Origin of the sequence: Sneathiella sp. P13V-1, assembly GCF_015143595.1 — a bacterium.
Lineage (GTDB): Bacteria > Pseudomonadota > Alphaproteobacteria > Sneathiellales > Sneathiellaceae > Sneathiella.
On sequence record NZ_WYEU01000002.1, the window covers coordinates 1,084,465 to 1,104,978 of the forward strand.

Annotated in this window: 18 protein-coding genes and 2 tRNA genes; all 20 read right to left on the reverse strand. The window is 48.1% G+C overall.

What is annotated here, in order from left to right; genetic code table 11:
* Positions 1–2 precede the first annotated feature (2 nt).
* Positions 3–1,514 (reverse strand): NADH-quinone oxidoreductase subunit M, encoded by a 1,512-nt coding sequence (locus tag GUA87_RS12105; RefSeq protein ID WP_193716807.1) that lies wholly within the window; start codon positions 1,512–1,514, stop codon positions 3–5.
* A 3-nt stretch (positions 1,515–1,517) separates the two neighbouring features.
* Complete coding sequence (nuoL, locus tag GUA87_RS12110) at positions 1,518–3,452, reverse strand: NADH-quinone oxidoreductase subunit L (protein WP_193717042.1); 1,935 nt, start codon at positions 3,450–3,452, stop codon at positions 1,518–1,520.
* Between the two features lie 14 nt (positions 3,453–3,466).
* Positions 3,467–3,775 (reverse strand): NADH-quinone oxidoreductase subunit NuoK, encoded by a 309-nt coding sequence (gene nuoK / locus GUA87_RS12115; protein WP_193716808.1) that lies wholly within the window; start codon positions 3,773–3,775, stop codon positions 3,467–3,469.
* 14 nt (positions 3,776–3,789) lie between these two features.
* Complete coding sequence (locus tag GUA87_RS12120) at positions 3,790–4,404, reverse strand: NADH-quinone oxidoreductase subunit J (protein ID WP_193716809.1); 615 nt, start codon at positions 4,402–4,404, stop codon at positions 3,790–3,792.
* A 65-nt stretch (positions 4,405–4,469) separates the two neighbouring features.
* The gene (nuoI, locus tag GUA87_RS12125) at positions 4,470–4,958 is read right to left on the reverse strand and encodes an NADH-quinone oxidoreductase subunit NuoI (protein ID WP_193716810.1); all 489 of its coding nucleotides are present in this window, start codon (positions 4,956–4,958) and stop codon (positions 4,470–4,472) included.
* Between the two features lie 35 nt (positions 4,959–4,993).
* On the reverse strand, positions 4,994–6,019 hold the full coding sequence (gene nuoH, locus GUA87_RS12130) for an NADH-quinone oxidoreductase subunit NuoH (protein ID WP_193716811.1): 1,026 nt from the start codon (positions 6,017–6,019) through the stop codon (positions 4,994–4,996).
* Positions 6,012–8,075, reverse strand: coding sequence for an NADH-quinone oxidoreductase subunit NuoG (gene nuoG / locus GUA87_RS12135; RefSeq protein WP_193716812.1), 2,064 nt, complete (start codon positions 8,073–8,075; stop codon positions 6,012–6,014). The genes nuoH and nuoG overlap by 8 nt, the downstream gene beginning before the upstream one ends.
* 26 nt (positions 8,076–8,101) lie before the next feature.
* Complete coding sequence (nuoF, locus tag GUA87_RS12140; RefSeq protein ID WP_193716813.1) at positions 8,102–9,382, reverse strand: NADH-quinone oxidoreductase subunit NuoF; 1,281 nt, start codon at positions 9,380–9,382, stop codon at positions 8,102–8,104.
* A complete protein-coding gene (gene nuoE, locus GUA87_RS12145) occupies positions 9,382–9,984 on the reverse strand; it encodes an NADH-quinone oxidoreductase subunit NuoE (RefSeq protein WP_193716814.1) in 603 nt (200 codons plus the stop codon). Before nuoE ends, nuoF begins: the two co-directional genes overlap by 1 nt.
* Positions 9,981–11,159, reverse strand: coding sequence for an NADH-quinone oxidoreductase subunit D (locus GUA87_RS12150; RefSeq protein ID WP_193716815.1), 1,179 nt, complete (start codon positions 11,157–11,159; stop codon positions 9,981–9,983). Before GUA87_RS12150 ends, nuoE begins: the two co-directional genes overlap by 4 nt.
* A complete protein-coding gene (locus tag GUA87_RS12155; protein WP_193717043.1) occupies positions 11,159–11,767 on the reverse strand; it encodes an NADH-quinone oxidoreductase subunit C in 609 nt (202 codons plus the stop codon). Before GUA87_RS12155 ends, GUA87_RS12150 begins: the two co-directional genes overlap by 1 nt.
* Positions 11,768–11,787: 20 nt before the next feature.
* Positions 11,788–12,360: a NuoB/complex I 20 kDa subunit family protein gene (locus GUA87_RS12160; protein WP_193716816.1), complete on the reverse strand. Its 573-nt coding sequence runs from the start codon at positions 12,358–12,360 to the stop codon at positions 11,788–11,790.
* Positions 12,330–12,695: an NADH-quinone oxidoreductase subunit A gene (locus tag GUA87_RS12165; protein ID WP_193716817.1), complete on the reverse strand. Its 366-nt coding sequence runs from the start codon at positions 12,693–12,695 to the stop codon at positions 12,330–12,332. Before GUA87_RS12165 ends, GUA87_RS12160 begins: the two co-directional genes overlap by 31 nt.
* Before the next feature lie 256 nt (positions 12,696–12,951).
* Positions 12,952–13,028: transfer RNA gene (locus tag GUA87_RS12170), tRNA-Asp, on the reverse strand.
* A gap of 551 nt (positions 13,029–13,579) precedes the next feature.
* Positions 13,580–13,656 (reverse strand) — tRNA-Val (locus tag GUA87_RS12175).
* 117 nt (positions 13,657–13,773) lie between these two features.
* Positions 13,774–14,049, reverse strand: a complete 276-nt coding sequence (locus GUA87_RS12180; protein WP_193716818.1) for an HU family DNA-binding protein — start codon at positions 14,047–14,049, stop codon at positions 13,774–13,776.
* 159 nt (positions 14,050–14,208) lie between these two features.
* On the reverse strand, positions 14,209–16,620 hold the full coding sequence (gene lon / locus GUA87_RS12185; protein ID WP_193716819.1) for an endopeptidase La: 2,412 nt from the start codon (positions 16,618–16,620) through the stop codon (positions 14,209–14,211).
* Positions 16,621–16,729: 109 nt separating this feature from the next.
* On the reverse strand, positions 16,730–17,995 hold the full coding sequence (clpX, locus tag GUA87_RS12190) for an ATP-dependent Clp protease ATP-binding subunit ClpX (protein WP_193716820.1): 1,266 nt from the start codon (positions 17,993–17,995) through the stop codon (positions 16,730–16,732).
* A 227-nt stretch (positions 17,996–18,222) separates the two neighbouring features.
* Positions 18,223–18,864: an ATP-dependent Clp endopeptidase proteolytic subunit ClpP gene (gene clpP / locus GUA87_RS12195; RefSeq protein ID WP_321575911.1), complete on the reverse strand. Its 642-nt coding sequence runs from the start codon at positions 18,862–18,864 to the stop codon at positions 18,223–18,225.
* 164 nt (positions 18,865–19,028) lie between these two features.
* Positions 19,029–20,486: a trigger factor gene (tig, locus tag GUA87_RS12200; RefSeq protein WP_193716821.1), complete on the reverse strand. Its 1,458-nt coding sequence runs from the start codon at positions 20,484–20,486 to the stop codon at positions 19,029–19,031.
* Between the last annotated feature and the right edge of the window lie 28 nt (positions 20,487–20,514).

A 20,514-nucleotide genomic window follows, 5' to 3' on the forward strand; every position in this document is an offset into this window, starting at 1 on the left:
ACCTATTTAGCCGCGTGCATTGTTGATTTAACCAGTTCCATGGACGCTTGATGTTGTTCCATCAGGTTTGTCACAGAGGCGTGCATCACATCCAGGAAAGGATCCGGGTAAACACCGATCCAAAGTGCAACCGCGATGAGCGGTGCAAAGATAGCGATTTCACGTTTGTTGACGTCCAGCATTGTTTTCAGATCTTCTTTGACAAGCTCACCGAAGATGATCCGGCGATAGAGCCAAAGGCTGTAAGCCGCGCCCAGGATCACACCAGTTGTCGCAAAGACGGCTGTCCAAGTGCTGACCTGATACGCACCGACCAGGATCAGAAATTCACCAACGAAACCACTTGTACCTGGCAGACCAATAGTCGCCATTGTGAAGAACATGAAGATCAATGCGTATTTCGGCATCCGATGAACAAGGCCGCCATAACGGGCAATTTCACGTGTGTGCAGACGGTCATAAACAACACCAACACACAGGAACAAAGCACCGGAGACGATACCGTGGCTGATCATTTGCAGAATACCACCTTCAAGACCCTGCTGGGTGAAGGTAAAGACACCGATTGTGATAAAGCCCATATGCGCAACAGATGAATACGCAATCAGCTTCTTCATGTCTTTCTGAACAAGGGCGACCAAAGATGTGTAGATGATCGCGACAACGCTCAGGAAGAAAACAAGCGGCGTGAAATATTCGGATGCTTCTGGGAACATTGGAATGGAGAAACGAAGAAGTCCGTAACCACCCATTTTCAGCAACACACCCGCCAGGATCACTGAACCGGCTGTAGGCGCCTGCACGTGAGCATCTGGAAGCCATGTGTGAACTGGCCACATCGGAACCTTCACCGCAAATGACGCAAAGAATGCCAGCCACAACCAAAGCTGCAAATCACTGTCAAAGTTTGTCGCCATCAATGTTGGAATATCTGTTGTTCCCGCAATCACATACATTGTGATCATCGCGGCCAACATCAGAACAGAACCAACCAATGTGTAGAGGAAGAATTTATAACTTGCATACACGCGGTTTGCGCCGCCCCAAATACCAATGATCAGGAACATCGGGATCAGACCTGCTTCGAAGAACAGGTAGAACATAACCATGTCCAATGAACAAAACACGCCAATCATCAGTGTTTCCAGAAGCAGGAAGGCGATCATATATTCACGAACACGTGTTGTGATAGCTGTCCAGCTTGCCAGTACACAGATAGGCATCAGGAAAGTTGTCAGGATGATAAACAGCATGGAAATGCCATCCACACCCATATGGTAGTTAATACCACCACCCAGCCATTCCGCCTTTTCAACCAGCTGGAAACCAGCCTGGCTGTTGTCGAACATGTACCAAATGCCAAGGGACAGAACAAAAGTCACCAGTGTCGTCAGAAGCGCGACGCTACGTGCGTTACGAGCTGCAACCTCTTCCTTCCCGCCGATCAACAAGATCAACGCGGCGCCTGCCAGTGGCAGGAAGGTTACCCATGAGAGAATATTAAAATCAGCCATGACTTAGTGCCCACCACCGGATAGGAAAAAGAAGGAAACAAATGCGGCCACACCAATCATCATCGCAAAGGCGTAGTGATAGACATATCCGCTCTGCAGCCAGGATGCGCGTTTTGCAATATCAACAACACGCGCAGCCACACCATTTGGACCCAGACCATCAATGATTTTTGTATCACCGATTGTCCACAGCTTCTTACCAAGCCATTTGGACGGACGGACAAATACGTAATCATAAAGTTCGTCGAAGTACCATTTGTTCAAAAGGAACTGGTAAAGCGCAGAGTGTGTTTTCGCAAGCTGCGGCGCAATGTCTGTACGGCGTACATACATGTTCCAGGAAACAAGGAAACCAAGGACCATTGAACCAAGCGGCAACAGGAACACCCATAGAGGAGGATTTCTGAAATCTTCCATAACCGAGTTACCTTCAGCAATGTAGATCGCTGAGCCCCAGAATTCTTTATAGTTATCACCAACAAAGTAATCGAAGAATACGAAGCCTGCGAACAATGCGCCAATCGCCAATACATAAAGTGGCACCAACATTACCTGTGGGCTTTCATGTACGTGGGACATAACTTCTTTGTCTGCGCGTGGCTTGCCATGGAACGTCATGAAGACCAGACGCCAGGAATAGAAGGATGTCAAAACAGCCGCACCCACACCACACCAGAAGGCATATTCACCAACACCTGGACCGAAAGCATAAGCTGCTTCGATAATGGCATCTTTGGAATAGAAACCAGACAGGAATGGGAAACCAGTCAGAGCCAGCGTACCGATGGTCATCATGATATAGGTGACTTTAATATGCTTCCACAGACCACCCATCTTACGCATGTCTTGCTCATCAGATACGGCGTGGATGACAGAGCCGGAGCCAAGGAACAACAGCGCTTTAAAGAAAGCGTGCGTAAAGAGGTGGAAGATGGCAATTGGATAGGCACCAACGCCAATGGCGAAGAACATGTAACCCAGCTGCGAACAAGTGGAATACGCAATCACACGTTTGATGTCGTTCTGTACCAGACCAACCGTAGCCGCGAAGAATGCTGTAGACGCACCCACCACTGTCACAACAGCCAAGGCAGTTGGGGCAAATTCAAAGATCGGAGAACAACGAGCGACCATAAAGACACCCGCAGTCACCATTGTCGCCGCGTGGATAAGCGCGGACACTGGTGTCGGGCCTTCCATCGCATCAGGAAGCCATGTGTGAAGACCGAGCTGAGCTGATTTACCCATCGCGCCAACAAATAACAGAAGGCAGATAGTCGTCAGGATATCAACGTCATAGCCGAGGAAGTTAAAGGTCTTCCCTGCTTCACTGCTTGCCGCAGCAAACACTGTATCAAAGGAGATGCTGTCGAATACCAGATAGATCGCCATGATACCGATCGCAAAACCGAAGTCACCGACACGGTTCACAACAAACGCTTTCATGGAAGCCGCGTTCGCAGATGGTTTTTTGAACCAGAAACCGATCAGCAGGTAACTGGCGAGACCCACGCCTTCCCAGCCAAAGTAAAGCTGCAGGAAGTTATCGGAAGTCACCAGCATCAGCATGGCAAAGGTAAACAGGGACAGATATGCCATGAAGCGTGGTTTGTGCGGATCGTGTGACATATACCCGATGGAGTAAATATGCACCAATGCAGAAACCGTGTTCACAACCACCAGCATAACCGCTGTCAGGGTATCAATACGAAGGCTCCAGCTAACGTCGAAGCTACCTGAACTGATCCAGGTGAAAAGCTCAACGGTAAGAGGGTTACCACCGATACCGACTTGGAAGAAAGCCACCCAAGAGAGAACCGCACTGGCAACAACTGCGCCGGATGTAATGAGCTGACTGCCTCGATCACCGATTTTGGATCCGCCAAGACCCGCAATCAGGGAAGCAATCAAAGGAAGGAAGACAATGAGGACGTACATCATTTTTCTGAGCCTTAGCCTTTCATGTGATGGATGTCCTCAACCGCAATAGAACCACGGTTTCGGAAATAAACAACGAGGATCGCAAGACCGATGGCCGCTTCACCAGCAGCAACCGTCAGGATGAACAGGGTAAAGACCTGACCGACCATATCATTGAGGAATGCTGAGAAAGCAACCAGGTTGATATTCACGGCCAGCAGCATCAATTCCACTGACATCAAGATAACAATTACGTTCTTACGGTTTAGGAAGATCCCGAAAATGCCGAGCGTGAGCAAGATGGCAGATAGGATCAAGTAATGGGCTAGTCCGATTTCCATATTCAGCCTCCCCCTTATACGCCCTGGCCAGGTTCGACTTTGCGAACCGCCATGGAATCTTCAGGACGACGATAAACCTGATCAGCAATAACCTGCTTCTTAACACCCGGACGTTGACGGTGTGTCAGGACAATGGCACCGATCATCGCAACCAGCAGAACCATGCCCGCTGCTTGGAACAGGTATACATAGTCTGTGTAGAGCAAGTTACCAATTTGTTCAGTGTTGGTGAGCTTGGAGATATCTGTTGCCGGTGCTGCCACAACCGTTAGCGCGTCCGGATCCAGATGCCAGCCACCTACTACCAAAATCAGTTCAACTAGTAGGATGAAGCCGATCAAGGCACCGATAGGCAAATATTCAAGGAAGCCCTGACGCAGTTCGGAGAAGTTGATGTCCAGCATCATCACAACGAACAGGAACAGCACTGCCACCGCACCCACATAAACCACCACAAGGATCATGGCGATAAATTCAGCGCCCAGCAGCAAGAACAAAGCCGCAGAGTTAAAGAAGGCCAGGATGAGGAACAGAACCGAATGAACCGGGTTCTTGGAGGCAATCACCATAAAGGCGGATGCAACCGTCAGAAGGGCAAACAGGTAGAAAGCTAGTGATGCAACTATCATGACTTTCCTCCTCTTAGCGTTGTTGACGTATGTTTGATTACAGGGGTCACTCTTCTCATCCCATCTTATCGATAAGGCGTATCAGCGATCAGGTTTTGGGCAATCTCTTGCTCCCACCGGTCACCGTTGGCCAACAATTTATCTTTATCGTAGAACAGCTCTTCACGTGTTTCCGTTGCGAATTCGAAGTTCGGACCTTCTACAATGGCATCCACCGGGCAGGCTTCCTGACAGAAACCGCAGTAGATGCATTTGGTCATATCGATATCATAACGGGTCGTCCGACGGCTGCCGTCTTCACGTGGTTCCGCATCAATGGTAATCGCCAATGCAGGGCATGCTGCCTCACATAGCTTACAGGCAATACAACGTTCTTCACCATTCGCATAGCGACGCAAGGCGTGCTCACCACGAAAACGTGGGCTAAGTGGCCCCTTTTCGTATGGGTAGTTCACCGTTGCTTTCGTCTTGAACATGTAACCGAAAGTTTTCGCCATACCAACGACGATCTCTCCCAGCAACAGACTGCGTGCTTGTTTGTCAATTAAGCCCATAATATTTACAGCCTTCTACCTTTAACCATTCATTCTTAAGCAGGAACCATGTCGAAAGCGACAAGGAAGCCAGCCGTTGCAATCACCCAGAAAAGGGAGATCGGCAGAAATACTTTCCAACCCAGACGCATCAGCTGATCGTACCGGTAACGCGGTAATGTTGCGCGTACCCAGATAAAGACGAACAGCAATGCAGCCACTTTAATTCCGAACCAGATGATGCCTGGGATCCAGTTGAAAGGTGCAATATCCACTGGAGGCAACCAGCCGCCCAAGAAGAGGATTGTGCACATACCGCACATCAGGATCATGTTCATGTACTCACCCAGGAAGAACAGGGCGAATGTCATGGAGGAATATTCGGTCTGATAACCTGCAACCAGTTCCGCTTCAGATTCTGGCAAGTCAAATGGATGACGGTTTGTTTCAGCCAGGATCGACACGAAGAAGATCACGAACATCGGGAATAATGGAATGAAGTACCAGTTCAAAATGCCAAGATCACCTGATTGCGCGCGAACGATATCACTGAGGTTCAGGGAACCTACACAAAGAAGAACGGTGATAATCACAAAACCGATGGAAACTTCGTAAGAAACCATTTGCGCCGCAGAGCGAAGTGCGCCCAGGAACGGATAACGTGAGTTGGATGCCCAACCAGAAATGATAATGCCGTATACACCGAGTGACGAAATAGCAAACAGATACAGAATACCGACGTTAATGTCAGCCAACACCCATCCATCATCAAAAGGAATAACCGCCCAAGCGATCAGCGCCAGGAAGAAAGTGATCATTGGCGCCAGTACAAACAGGAACTTGTTTGCGCCGGTTGGAATAATCGTCTCCTTGAAGAACAGCTTCGCACCATCGGCAAACGGTTGCAGCATACCGAAGATACCAACAACGTTGGGACCACGGCGAAGCTGCATGGCACCCATAACTTTACGTTCGTAAAGCGTCAGATACGCCATCGCGATCAGCATTGGTACGACAATTGCCAAAATCTGCGCCAAAATGATCACAGTTGGCAGCAAGTATGTTTCCCAAAACTCAACCATTTGTGCCTGTTCCCTCTACTGCACCAGAAACGAACTGCTGGCTGCATTCAGCCATAATGCCGCTGGCACGTGAAATTGCGTTGGTGAGGTAATTGTCAGCAATCGGGTTTTTGAACGGTGCATCGCTCAAGTCACCTGCTGTTCCAAATGCGCCCCACTCGGCTGATGTCAGCATGTCCACATCAGCAAGATGCGGCGCGACCTCAACCATTTTTGCGCGAAGCTCATCAATGTTGTTGTAAGGCAGTGTTTTGCCTGCGACTTCGGACAGGGCCCGAAGGATTGTCCAGTCTTCGCGGGCATCACCCGGACCAAACACTGCGCGGTTACCAAGCTGCGGGCGACCTTCTGTGTTGACCCAAATGCCATCTTTCTCGGTGTAGGCAACACCTGGCAGAATTACGTCTGCAACATGTGCCCCTGCATCACCGTGACTGCCCTGATAAATCACAAAGGATTTTTCCAGCTTGGAAGTATCCAGTTCATCAGCACCCAGCAGATAAACAACATCCACGTCACCGGCTTCGGCGGCTGCCAGAATGCCTGCAACATCTTTTCCGCCTTCACCCGGCACCAGACCAAGGTCGAGACCGGCAACACGTGATGCGGCTGTATGAAGAACGTTAAATCCGTTCCAGCCATCGTTCACCACACCAAAGTCATCTGCCATTTTCTTGGCAAGAGCCAGAACTGCAGCCCCGTCTTCACGGGAAAGCGCGCCCTGTCCGATGATGATCATTGGGCGTTCAGCTTTTTTGAGGACGTCAGCGAAAGAATGTTTACCTTCTGCGACTTCCTGCAGGGATTTTGTGCCCGCACCAACATATTCGTGCTTGTAAGTCAGATCAGCTTCCTCACCGATCAGTGCGATCGGGAAGTTGCCTTTCTTCCAACGTTTACGAATACGTGCGTTGATAAGGGAAGCTTCCTGACGTGGGTTAGATCCGATAATCAGAAGCGCGTCTGCTTCATCAATGCCAGCAATACCGGAATTGAAGATGTAAGCTGCACGGGAAGATGCATCCAGTTTCGCGCCGTCCTGACGACAATCGATGTTCGCAACCTCGTAGGCGTCCATCAGATCTTTCAACGCTTTCATGCTTTCCGCACAAACAACATCACCTGAGATTGCTGCGATCTTGGAAGCTTCCGTTGCGTTTAGCTTGTCAGCAACCACTTGCAGGGCTTCATCCCATCCAACTGCCTGTAACTTACCGTCTTTACGAACATAAGGTGTATCGAGGCGCTGACGCTTTAAACCATCGTAAGAGAAACGGGAGCGGTCAGAGAGCCACTCTTCGTTGATATCTTCGTTAAGGCGTGGAAGGATACGCATCACTTCCTGACCTTTACTGTCGATCCGGATGTTAGCGCCAACCGCATCAAGGGCATCAACACTTTCTGTCTTACGAAGTTCCCAAGGGCGTGCTGTGAAAGCGTATGGCTTTGATGTCAGCGCGCCAACCGGGCAAAGATCAATGATGTTACCGGAAAGTTCTGAGTTCAGAGCTTCTTCCAAATAAGTCACAATTTCCGTGTGTTCACCGCGATTTAGCGCACCCAGCTCATCCACACCGGCAACTTCAGTGGCAAAACGCACGCAACGTGTACAGTGAATACAACGTGTCATGGTCGTCTTGATGAGCGGTCCCATGAACTTTTCTTTAACGGCACGCTTTGATTCAAGGTAACGGCTGTTACCGGAACCATATGTCATGGATTGGTCCTGAAGATCACATTCACCGCCTTGGTCACAGATCGGACAATCAAGCGGGTGATTGATCAGCAGGAATTCCATGGCGCCTTCGCGCCCGTTTTTAACTTTTTCGGTGTTTGTATGGATGACCATGCCATCGCCCGCAGGCATCGCACAGGAAGCAACCAGCTTTGGCGCTTTTTCCATTTCCACAAGACACATGCGGCAGTTCCCCGCAATGGAGAGCCGCTCGTGATAACAAAAGCGCGGGATTTCTGCTCCTGCTTCTTCACAGGCTTGCAGAATGGTTGCGCCATCTTCAACAGTGACTTCTACACCATCAACCGTAAGTGTCGGCATTCTTCGCTCCTCAAGTAGCGTGCCAATCAGGCCGCGTTCACGGCCTTACCGTTTTTAATTCGCTCTTCAATCACAGGACGGAAGTGACGAACCAGACCCTGGATCGGCCATGCAGCTGCGTCACCGAGGGCGCAGATTGTATGACCTTCAATGCGTTTGGAAACGTCGATCAACATATCGATCTCTTCCAGATCCGCATCACCCGTTACAAGACGCTGCATCACACGCCACATCCAACCCGTTCCTTCACGGCAAGGCGTGCACTGACCACAGCTTTCATGTTTATAGAAGTGTGAAAGACGCTCAATCGCGGCAATCACATCAGTGGATTTGTCCATAACGATCACAGCCGCCGTACCAAGGCCACTTTGAACCTCGCGCAGACTGTCAAAGTCCATCAGGACATCATCACAAATGCTTTTTGGAAGCATGGGAACGGAAGAACCGCCCGGAATAACCGCAAGAAGATTATCCCAACCACCACGAACACCGCCGCAATGCTTTTCGATAAGTTCCCGAAGCGGGATACCCATTTCTTCTTCTACGTTACATGGATTGTTTACATGTCCTGAAATACAGAACAGTTTTGTTCCTGTATTGTTTGGACGACCAATACCGGCAAACCACTCAGCACCACGGCGCAGGATTTCTGGACCTACTGCAATGCTTTCCACGTTGTTTACTGTGGATGGGCAACCCCAAGCACCAACGTTAGCTGGAAACGGAGGTTTCAGACGCGGCTGACCTTTATTGCCTTCAAGGCTTTCGATCAGGGCTGTTTCTTCACCACAAATGTAAGCACCTGCTCCGCGGTGAACATAGATATCGAAATCATATCCACTGCCACAGGCATTCTTACCGATCAGGCCATCTGCATAAGCTTCCTGAATGGCTTCATTCAAATGAATTGCTTCGTTGACGAACTCACCACGAATATAGATGTAAGCTGCAACGGCGCGCATAGAGAAACCAGCGACCAGACAACCTTCAAGAAGACGGTGAGGATCAAAACGCATGATCTCACGGTCTTTACAGGTACCTGGCTCAGATTCGTCGGCGTTGACGATCAGGTAATTTGGACGACCATCAGATTCTTTAGGCATAAAGGACCATTTCAGGCCTGTCGGGAAACCCGCACCACCGCGACCACGAAGGCCACTGGCTTTCACCTGCTCAATAATCTCGTCCTGACCAATTTCCAGAAGCTTTTTGGTGTTATCCCAAACTCCGCGGCGCTTGGCACCTGCCAGACGCCAGTCATCCTGACCATAGAGATTGGTAAAAATACGATCCTGGTCTTTCAGCATCAGGCGTCTCCCGTTTTCTCTAGCAGAGTTGTTGGACCGCCTTCTGGCGCTGAATTGATACGATCAATCTGCGGACCATGTGGAGGCACATCATCTTTCGCCAGCTTGTCCAGCAATGCTGAGAAATTATCGGCGTTTAGATCTTCATAGAAATCGTCGTTCACCTGAACGACCGGTGCGTTCACACAAGCACCCAGACATTCAACTTCAAGCAATGTGAACTTTCCGTCTTCGGAAGTCTCCCCATTGTGAATGCCCAGCTTATCTTCACATACCTTTACAAGGTCGTCGCAACCACGAAGCCAGCATGGTGTCGTCCGGCAAAGCTGCAGGAAGTATTTACCAACTGGTTTGAGGTTGTACATTGTGTAGAAAGACGCGACCTCGAGAACACGCATATACGGCACATCAAGATATTTGCCGACATATTCAATGCACTCTTTAGAAAGCCAGTTTTCATTCTGTCTTTGCGCCAGATCCAGCAGAGGCATAACAGCACTTTGCTGGCGACCTTCTGGATATTTAGCAATAAAGACAGCTGCCTTATCTTTGTTTTCTGGGGTAAATTCGAATTCTTTACCCGTTGCAATAACCTGACTCATCGGTCCACCTCACCGAACACAATATCCAAACTACCCAGGATGGCTGAGGCATCAGCCAACATATGTCCGCGGGTCAGGAAGTCCATTCCCTGCAGATGCGCAAACCCTGGCGCCCGGATTTTACAACGATATGGCTTGCTGCTACCGTCTGCGACCAGATACACACCGAACTCACCTTTTGGCGCTTCGATGGCGGTATATGTTTCTCCTTCAGGGACACGAACACCTTCGGTGTAGTGTTTAAAGTGATTGATCAGCGCTTCCATAGAAGTCTTCATGTCTGTGCGACGTGGCGGTGCAATCTTTGGATCTGTTGAAAGAACAGGACCTTCTGGCATTTTATCCAGACATTGTTCCATAATTTTCAAAGATTGACGCATTTCTTCCATGCGCATCAGATAACGGTCAAAACAGTCACCGTTCAGGCCAACAGGAACGTCAAAGTCCAACTCGCCATAAACATCATATGGCTGGGCTTTACGGATATCCCATGGCAAACCTGTCGAGCGAAGCATAACGCCTGAGAAGCCCCAGGCCATCGCTTCTTCCTGCGTTACCACACCGATATCAACATTACGCTGCTTAAAGATACGGTTTTCAGTCAGCAGCGTGGAAATATCTTCCAGAACTTTCGGGAAGTCTTTGATGAAGGTACGAATATCTTCTTCAAGGCCTGCTGGCAGGTCCTGATGAACACCGCCCACCCGGAAATATGCAGCATGCATACGGGCACCGCATACACGCTCATAGAATTCCATCAGAGTTTCACGTTCAACAAAGCCCCAGAGCATTGGTGTCGTCGCACCAACGTCCATGGCCTGAGCACAAACGTTCATCAGGTGGTTCATAAGACGGGAAATTTCCGCGTAAAGAACACGGATGAACTGACCGCGGCGCGGCACTTCACATCCAAGCAGTTTTTCCGCTGCCAAAACAAAACCATGCTCCTGCGCCATTGGCGCGGAATAGTCGAGCCGATCGAAATACGGCATAGACTGCATATAAGTTTTGTTTTCGATAAGTTTTTCTGTACCACGGTGAAGAAGGCCAATATGCGGATCAACGCGCTCAACCAATTCACCGTCCAGTTCCAGCACCATACGAAGCACACCGTGAGCGGCTGGATGCTGTGGACCAAAGTTCAGGGTATAGTTTTTAATCTCTACTTCAGCCATTAGCCCTGCTCCGTCGCTTTTTCATCGCCAGGAAGAACATATTCAGTTCCCTCCCAAGGGCTTTGGAAATCGAATTTACGGAATTCCTGTGTCAGAGAGACCGGCTCATAGACCACACGTTTTTCTTCTTCGCTGTAACGAACTTCCACATAACCCGTAAGCGGGAAGTCTTTGCGAAGCGGATGGCCGTCAAAACCGTAGTCTGTCAGCATACGGCGAAGATCCGGGTGACCGGAGAACATGATACCATACATATCCCAAGCTTCACGTTCGAACCAGTTCGCCGCAGGATAAATAGACACAGCGCTGTCTACAGGTGTACGTGCATCTGTCTGCACTTTCACTGTGATGCGCTGATTTTGTTTCAGACTAAGAATATTGTAGACCACATCGAAACGCTTTTCGCGTTCAGGATAATCCACACCGCAGATATCACACAAAACCTGGAACTTGCAGCTGGGATCATCACGAAGGAAAGTCAGAACCTTTTGAATGGCTTCTGCTTTTACATCAACAAACAATTCGCCATGAGCGACCGTTGTGCCTTCTACGTCCGATGCAAGCTCACCCTTGATGTGGGCTGCTAATTCATTGAGAGCATTTTCCATGAGATTACCGATCACCGCTGCTATCTAACGAAAGTACCGGTACGGCGAATCTTCTTCTGCAATTGGAAGATACCGTACACCAGTGCTTCCGCTGTTGGTGGACAACCTGGAACGTATACGTCCACTGGCACAATCCGGTCACAGCCGCGGACCACTGAATAGGAATAATGATAATAACCACCGCCATTGGCACATGACCCCATAGAGATCACATAACGAGGCTCAGCCATCTGGTCGTAAACTTTGCGAAGCGCTGGCGCCATCTTGTTGGTAAGCGTACCTGCTACAATCATCACGTCAGACTGACGAGGAGAACCACGAGGCACAACGCCAAGACGTTCCATATCGTAACGAGGCTGCCATGCGTGCATCATTTCAACCGCGCAACAGGCAAGACCAAATGTCATTGGCCATAACGAGCCTGTGCGAGCCCAATTTACAAGCTTATCGACCTGAGTAACGACAAAACCTTTATCGTCTAGTTCCTGGCTGATGCCGCGGAAGAAATCGTCTTGATCTCCGCCCAGCTCAATACCACCTGCAGCAGGCACGTTTGAAGGACTTACTCCCATTCCAGGGCTCCCTTCTTCCATTCATAAACAAAACCGATGGTCAGAATTCCAAGGAAGACAACCATTGACCAGAAACCGAACATACCTATATCCCCAAGAGACACAGCCCACGGGAAGAGGAAGGCAACTTCAAGGTCGAAGATGATAAAGAGGATCGCAACCAAATAGAAGCGCACGTCAAACTGATTACGCGCATCATCAAAAGGTTCAAATCCACATTCATAAGGAGACAGTTTTTCCGCATCTGGATGCTGTCTTGCCACAATCATGGAGGCTAGAACGATAACGGCTGAGAGACCGCCCGCTACGCCCAGGAAGATAAGAATGGGCAGGTATTCAAGTAGCAATGCTTCCATCTTTATAGACCATAGCGACAATACCGCTCACAGGACGTGACCGGACTGCGCTACTCCCTTTAGCTCAGTTCATCTGCATTATAGTGTGGGTTATAAGGAAAAAAAGCCAATTAGCAACCAAATTTAACCAATTTTTTTTACCTGTAACCAATTGGCACACGTATAGAAAAATAGACTTAATTTCTGATTAACTTTGAAATTTCAGTGGGGAAGGTTTTGAAGCCTAGGGGCTGTACAGCGGGGCTTCTAAAAGAAGTGGCGGGAGTGACGGGACTCGAACCCGCGGCCTCCGGCGTGACAGGCCGGCGCTCTAACCAACTGAGCTACACCCCCGCTGTGAGGCCGTGTTTTATTGAAGGAGCCCCAATCTGTCAAGCAACATAAATGCTTTTTTTTCAGTTTTTTTTCGGAGCCTTTAAAAGGCTAGAAAAACTGCCAATCTGACGGAAATTTTTATCCCCATTTTGAGGAAATTTAGATGACCTTCGGTAAGTTTTAAAAAAAATGTCACCAGCACTTTCTAAAATTCGTCGATTTAGATTCATAATCTGAAGATTGAATCGTTTTTCTCACGCTTAAACCATTACCCTGAATTCATATTAATCTAATAGAATCAATATTTTATATTCCACAAACAAAATTATATGATTCATTGAAAGTGGAATCTCTTCAAATCAGGAAAGACCGATTCATCTTAAAAAACACTCACCCCCTCCCCCTTCCCTGAGGCCGTATTAAGATAGTCAGAAAGTGCACCTTATTACCCTGCTGTAAAACCACTGTCATAGGAGACAGATATGGTTCAATGCATCTGTGATTTACTGGGTGGCGGGAGATTGGCTAGGAAAGCAAAAAGGCTCGCAGAAGCGAGCCTTTTGAGATGATGGTGGGTGATGAGAGATTCGAACTCCCGACCCCTTCGGTGTAAACGAAGTGCTCTAACCAGCTGAGCTAATCACCCATCGTTGTTGTTGCGAGGCAGTGTATAACAGGCCCTTTTGACAAATGGAAGTAAAAAAAACGGGTCAGACCATTTTTTTTGATCTGACCCGAATATTAGGTAAAAAGCCTATATAAATTAGCTATTTACTGCGTCTTTCAGAGCTTTACCAGCTTTGAATTTAGGTTGTTTTGACGCCGCGATCTGGATTGTTTCACCAGTACGTGGGTTACGTCCCTCAGAGGCTTTACGTTCAGACACACTGAATGTGCCAAAGCCGACGAGACGAACGTCATCACCGCTGGATAACGCGTTAGAAACAGCTTCTAGGACTGCATCAACACCTTTAGCGGCATCTGCTTTACCAAGGCCGGAAATTTCAGCCACTGCGGCAACGAGATCGTTCTTATTCACTTTAAAGCCCCCTTCGAATTAGGATAACACATTTTCAAAATTCCAAAATATGTCCAACAAAAGACCTGTGAATACTAGTAGCGACATTCCCTGCGGTCAAAGAGAAAATTGAGGTTATCCCCAGCTTTTCTGCGCATTTCAGACATATTTCAGAAAATTTTAGTGAGTTGTGACCCCATCCGTTACTTTTTGGCCAGATGCTGCACTTGCGAGCTCTTGCGCAACACGCTCTTCACTCCAGTCAAGTGGCTCCAGAGGCTTGGTCAAAGCAATTTTCAACACCTCTTCAACGTCAGAAACAGGTATAATTTTCAATCCCTCTTTCACATTGTCGGGAATCTCTGCCAAATCCTTTTCATTCTCTTTCGGAATCAGGACGGTTTTGATACCACCGCGCAAGGCGGCCAGAAGTTTTTCCTTCAGTCCACCAATTGGAAGTACTCGACCACGAAGTGTTACCTCGCCAGTCATCGCAACATCATTGTGAACCGGAATGTTGGTCAATACAGAGATGATAGATGTCACCATTGCAATGCCAGCAGAAGGACCATCTTTCGGAGTTGCCCCTTCCGGGACGTGAACGTGAATATCATGACGATCAAAATCGGTGGGTTTCACGCCCATTTCCAGACAGCGAGATTGGACAAAGCTTTTCGCAGCCTGAACAGATTCCTGCATCACATCACCGAGCTTACCGGTAATCTGCATACGTCCTTTACCGTATAGCTTGACGGCTTCAATATTCAAAAGCTCACCGCCCACTTCGGTCCACGCAAGTCCTGTGACCATGCCAACTTGATCATCTTCTTCGATTTCACCAAAGCGATGACGACGAACTCCAGCGTAATCTTCAAGATTCTTTGGTGTCACCTCAATTGTTTTGGCCTCGCCAGTAACAATTTCCTTCACCGCCTTACGCGCCAATTTTGCAATTTCGCGTTCCAGATTACGAACACCAGCTTCTCGGCAGTAATAACGGATCAAGTCACGTATTGCGTCATCAGTTATAGACCATTCGTCTTTTTTCAGGCCATGATTCTTAACCTGTTTTTGAACCAAATGACGTTTGGCGATTTCAACTTTTTCATCTTCCGTATAGCCGGACAGTTGAATGATCTCCATACGATCCCGCAGCGGACCCGGCATATTCAAAGAGTTTGCCGTACAGATAAACATCACTTCTGAAAGATCATATTCGACTTCCAGATAATGGTCTGCGAAATGCGTATTTTGTTCAGGGTCCAAAACTTCCAGCAATGCGGAAGATGGATCACCCCGGAAATCATTACCCAGCTTGTCGATCTCGTCAAAGAGGAACAATGGATTGATTGATTTTGCCTTCTTCATGGACTGAATGACTTTACCTGGCATTGAACCAATGTAAGTCCGGCGGTGACCACGAATTTCTGCTTCGTCGCGCACGCCACCCAAGGCAACGCGTACAAAATTACGCCCAGTTGCTTTCGCAACTGATTGGCCAAGAGATGTTTTACCCACACCAGGAGGGCCTACGAGGCAAAGAATGGAGCCCTGATTCTTACGAACACGCTGCTGAACAGCAAGATATTCAAGAATACGCTCTTTCACCTTCTCCAGACCATAATGATCATCATTCAGCACAGTTTCAGCGTGGTTCAGATCTTTCTTCACGCGGGTACGCTTTCCCCAAGGAATGGTCAGCAACCAATCCAGATAGTTACGCACAACTGTCGCTTCCGCTGACATGGGACTCATATTGCGAAGTTTTTTAAGCTCCTGCTGACATTTTTCTTCAGCTTCTTTAGTCAGCTTGGTCTTAGAGATTTTCTCTTCCAGTTCGGAGAGTTCATCTTTGCCCTCTTCCCCTTCGCCGAGCTCTTTCTGAATGGCCTTCATCTGCTCATTCAGATAATACTCGCGTTGAGTTTTCTCCATTTGCCGTTTCACGCGACTACGGATTTTCTTTTCAACCTGCAGAACGCCTATTTCATCTTCCATAAGACTGTAAACGCGCTCAAGACGTTCTGACGCGGTATCGATCTCCAAAAGCTCCTGCTTTTCGGTGATTTTAAGCGCCATATGAGACGCCATTGTGTCTGCAAGTTTTGAAGGCTCGTCAATCTGGTTCAAAGAGACAAGAACCTCAGGCGGAACTTTGCGGTTCAGCTTCACATATTGCTCAAACTGCGTAATCACTGACCGTGCCAAAGCCTCAAGCTCAGGTGTTTCCTGATCTTTTTCCTCAATCAGTTCAGCATGAACCTGAAAGAATTCTTCGTTATCAATGAAGCTGTCGATACGGGCGCGCTCAACACCTTCAACCAGAACCTTGACGGTTCCATCAGGTAGTTTCAGAAGCTGCAAAACTGAAGCGATCGTCCCCACACGATGAATATCATCTTCGCCTGGGTCGTCCTGACTAGCATTCTTCTGTGCAACAAGCAGGATTTGCTTGTCATCCTTCATTACATCTTCCAAAGCACGAACGGATTTATCCCGGCCAACAAAAAGCGGAACAATCATGTGCGGAAAGACAACAATGTCTCTCAACGGAAGAACAGGGAAAATCTGAGTTTGTGGTGTCTCGAGCATCGATAGAACCTATCAGACCTGCGCCACCGACCGAATAACTCCAGTAATGTGGACACAGGTCCTGTATTTGGAAAGTACGGGGTGACGAACACCCCGATAAAAATATTAACTACGCGCTATTGCCGCTGGCATCTTTGCGATCAGCATAAATGTAGAGCGGTTGCCCCTCACCTTCAACAACGTCTCCATTAATAACAATTTCTTCAACGTTTTCGACGGTAGGTAGATCATACATAGGATTTAGCAGGATCGCTTCAAGAATAGAACGAAGACCACGGGCACCTGTCTTACGCTCAATTGCTTTTGTTGCAATGGCTGAAAGCGCATCTTCGGTGAAGGTCAGTTTCACTTCTTCCATCTCAAACAGACGTTGATATTGCTTCACCAGAGCATTTTTCGGCGCCGTAAGAATTTCGATCAGGGCCTCTTCATCCAGATCTTCAAGTGTCGCCAAAACAGGCAGACGACCAACAAATTCTGGAATCATACCAAATTTCGTCAGATCATCAGGTTCCACACCTTTCAGCAACTCACCTGTTTTGCGATCGTCTTCAGACTGAACATCCGCACCAAAACCGATGGAGGAATCCCGACCACGTGAAGAGATAATCTTATCAAGGCCAGCGAAAGCCCCGCCGCAGATAAACAGAATGTTTGTTGTATCAACTTGCAAGAACTCTTGCTGTGGATGTTTACGGCCACCTTGTGGTGGAACGGACGCAACTGTCCCTTCCATGATTTTCAGCAAGGCCTGCTGTACCCCCTCACCAGATACATCACGTGTGATGGATGGATTATCAGATTTGCGGCTGATTTTATCCACCTCGTCAATATAAACGATACCGCGCTGAGCGCGTTCAACGTTGTATTCAGCAGACTGAAGCAATTTCAGGATAATGTTTTCAACATCTTCACCAACATAACCAGCTTCGGTCAGGGTTGTCGCATCAGCCATAGTAAATGGCACATCTAGGATACGTGCCAATGTCTGCGCCAGAAGTGTCTTACCACAACCAGTTGGACCGATCAGAAGGATATTGGATTTTGCCAGTTCTACATCATCTGACTTTGAACCGTGATGCAGGCGCTTATAGTGGTTGTGTACCGCAACAGACAGAACTTTCTTCGCGTGCTTCTGACCAATCACATAATCATTGAGAACGTCATTAATCTCAGAAGGTGTCGGTACACCATCACTGGATTTCACCAAAGTGCTTTTATGTTCTTCGCGGATAATATCCATGCAGAGCTCAACACACTCGTCACAGATAAAGACAGTCGGCCCTGCGATAAGTTTGCGCACTTCATGCTGGCTTTTGCCGCAGAAGGAGCAATACAGGGTGCTTTTTGAATCTCCGCCACTTAATTTGGTCATAGATACTCCAATATCTCGATGGACTTTCCATATTAGCCGCCGACCGGCGGACCGACAACAAGAATGTGAACCTCTTCTTTTACGTCGTAGCCGAAAAGCAGATTTCAACGCCCCTTGGATCAAATATTACAATCCATGCAGTCAACATTCCGTTAACAACGCAAATGGGGCTGCGAATTTCTTCGCCGCCCCACCTTGACTAATTGATCAGTGAATCAGTCAGAAGATCAGGATTTGCTCCCTTCCCCTTCTGCTGCTTCTGGACGGCTTGAAACCACTTCATCAATCAAACCAAATTCCTTGGCCTCATCAGCGGTCATGAAGTTATCGCGCTCCATGGAGCGTTCAATGACGTCCAGTGGCTGGCCTGTGTGTTCAACATACAGGTCATTCAAGCGGGCACGAATTTTCAGGATCTCACGCGCCTGAATTTCGATGTCTGTTGCCTGCCCCTGCGCACCACCTGAAGGTTGGTGGATCATCACCCGCGCATTTGGCAATGCAAAGCGCTGACCTTTCGTTCCTGCTGTCAGCAGGAATGACCCCATAGAGGCGGCCTGACCAACACAAACTGTGGAAATTTCAGGTTTGATATACTGCATTGTGTCATACATCGCCAAACCGGACGTTACAACGCCACCGGGAGAGTTGATATACATGTAAATCGGCTTGTTAGGATTCTCAGCTTCAAGGAACAGAAGCTGGGCAGTAACAAGGCTCGCCATCCCATCATGGACCTGCCCGGTCACAAAGATGATACGTTCCTTCAAAAGACGTGAAAAAATATCATATGAACGTTCGCCTCTAGCTGTCTGCTCAACAACCATCGGGATCAGTGTGTTCATATAAGTATCAATCGCATCAGCCATAGTGCTGTTTCCTCAGTTGAATTTGTATTATTTCCAATGTGCATATGATTTGGAAAATTACCACCCAAAAACGAATTTTCTTCGATTTCTTGTTCATTTAAATCAAAAAAGGCGACCGTTATTCTAGCAACGGTCGCCTCTTTAGAATTGTTTAGATGACTGAATTAGTCGTCTTTTTTCTTCGCTGCTGCTTTCTTTTTAGGAGCAGCCTTTTTCTTTGGGGCTTCTTCCTTGTCTTCAGCCGCTTTTTTCTTTGGAGCAGCTTTCTTTTTAGCAGGAGCTTTTTTCTTTGGCTCTTCTTCTGCGTCCGGATCAGCAGTCAGTTCTTCGAAAGAAACTTTCTTTTCTTTCACGTCAGCCAATTCTGCGATGAAATCAACAACTTTGTCTTCAAAGATTGGTGCGCGAAGAGAATTCTGCATTTCAGGATTTTGCTGGAACATCTGGAAGATTTGCTGTTCCTGACCTGGGAAGTTACGTGCCTGAGCCAGCATTGCTTGCTGAACTTCTTCCGTTGTCACGTCAATGTTGTTGATGCGACCAACTTCTGCAAGCAACAGACCAAGACGAACACGCCGCTCGGCAATTGAGCCATATTCTTCACGAAGCTCTTCTTCGCTCTGATCTTGGTCTTCCAGTTTTTCGCCAGTGCGTTCAAGTTCTTTCTGGAACTGCTCCCAGATACTGTCAAACTCAGCTTGCTTCATTCCTGGAGGAACTTCAAAATCGTGGTTGTCGGACAGAGCGTCAAGCATGTTGCGCTTCAATGTCTGGCGTGAAAGCTGACCATAATCGGCTTCAATACGTTCGCGTACAGCTGTTTTCAGAGCTTCCAGATCATCAAGGCCAAGTTTCTGAGCGAACTCGTCATCGATTTCGACGTCAGCAGCTTCCTGAACTTCATGGATCTTCACTTCGAAAACCGCATCTTTACCTGCAAGGTGCTCTGCACCGTAGTTTTCAGGGAAAGTGACGTTCACTTCAACTTCATCGCCACCTTTTTGGCCGATCAACTGATCTTCAAAACCAGGAATGAACTGACCGGAGCCAAGTTCAAGCTGGTGACCTTCAGCAGCACCACCTTCGAATGCCACACCGTCAACTTTACCGAGGAAGTCCATAAGAACGGCATCACCGGCTTTCGCTTTACGGTTACGTGCAACTTTTTTGAAGTTTTTCTGTGCACCTGCGATTTCAGTCAGAGCTTCGTCAACTCTGCTGTCTTCAACGTCAGCAACCAGTTTTTCGAGCTTCAGTTTGGAGAAATCCATTGGCTCAAATTCTGGCATCACTTCAACTTCGATTGTAAATTCCAGATCGGAACCCTGATCGAATTTTGTGATTTCAATTTTTGGCTGCTGTGCTGGACGCAGATCGTTGTCGTTCAGCGCTTTCTGGCTACACTCGTTTACGGCTTCTTCCAGAACTTCGCCCATTACCTGGTTACCGAAACGCTGACGTAGAATTGACATAGGGACTTTACCAGGACGGAAACCTGGAAGTCTTACCTGTTCGCCTACAGTTGTCAGTTTTTCTGTTACCTTGGAGTCGATTTCCGCGGCTTCAACTACAACTGTGAAATCCCGCTTCAGCCCTTCAGAGCTCGTTTGTGTAACCTGCATGAACGATTGCCCGTCATTTATCGTTAAA

Coding starts and splice junctions, on each gene's coding strand:
- GUA87_RS12105 (WP_193716807.1), bottom strand. CDS start 1,514: ATGGCTGATTTTAATATTCTCTCATGGGTAACCTTCCTGCCACTGGCA.
- nuoL (WP_193717042.1), bottom strand. CDS start 3,452: ATGTACGTCCTCATTGTCTTCCTTCCTTTGATTGCTTCCCTGATTGCG.
- nuoK (WP_193716808.1), bottom strand. CDS start 3,775: ATGGAAATCGGACTAGCCCATTACTTGATCCTATCTGCCATCTTGCTC.
- GUA87_RS12120 (WP_193716809.1), bottom strand. CDS start 4,404: ATGATAGTTGCATCACTAGCTTTCTACCTGTTTGCCCTTCTGACGGTT.
- nuoI (WP_193716810.1), bottom strand. CDS start 4,958: ATGGGCTTAATTGACAAACAAGCACGCAGTCTGTTGCTGGGAGAGATC.
- nuoH (WP_193716811.1), bottom strand. CDS start 6,019: ATGGTTGAGTTTTGGGAAACATACTTGCTGCCAACTGTGATCATTTTG.
- nuoG (WP_193716812.1), bottom strand. CDS start 8,075: ATGCCGACACTTACGGTTGATGGTGTAGAAGTCACTGTTGAAGATGGC.
- nuoF (WP_193716813.1), bottom strand. CDS start 9,382: ATGCTGAAAGACCAGGATCGTATTTTTACCAATCTCTATGGTCAGGAT.
- nuoE (WP_193716814.1), bottom strand. CDS start 9,984: ATGAGTCAGGTTATTGCAACGGGTAAAGAATTCGAATTTACCCCAGAA.
- GUA87_RS12150 (WP_193716815.1), bottom strand. CDS start 11,159: ATGGCTGAAGTAGAGATTAAAAACTATACCCTGAACTTTGGTCCACAG.
- GUA87_RS12155 (WP_193717043.1), bottom strand. CDS start 11,767: ATGGAAAATGCTCTCAATGAATTAGCAGCCCACATCAAGGGTGAGCTT.
- GUA87_RS12160 (WP_193716816.1), bottom strand. CDS start 12,360: ATGGAAGAAGGGAGCCCTGGAATGGGAGTAAGTCCTTCAAACGTGCCT.
- GUA87_RS12165 (WP_193716817.1), bottom strand. CDS start 12,695: ATGGAAGCATTGCTACTTGAATACCTGCCCATTCTTATCTTCCTGGGC.
- lon (WP_193716819.1), bottom strand. CDS start 16,620: ATGCTCGAGACACCACAAACTCAGATTTTCCCTGTTCTTCCGTTGAGA.
- clpX (WP_193716820.1), bottom strand. CDS start 17,995: ATGACCAAATTAAGTGGCGGAGATTCAAAAAGCACCCTGTATTGCTCC.
- clpP (WP_321575911.1), bottom strand. CDS start 18,864: ATGGCTGATGCGATTGATACTTATATGAACACACTGATCCCGATGGTT.
- tig (WP_193716821.1), bottom strand. CDS start 20,486: ATGCAGGTTACACAAACGAGCTCTGAAGGGCTGAAGCGGGATTTCACA.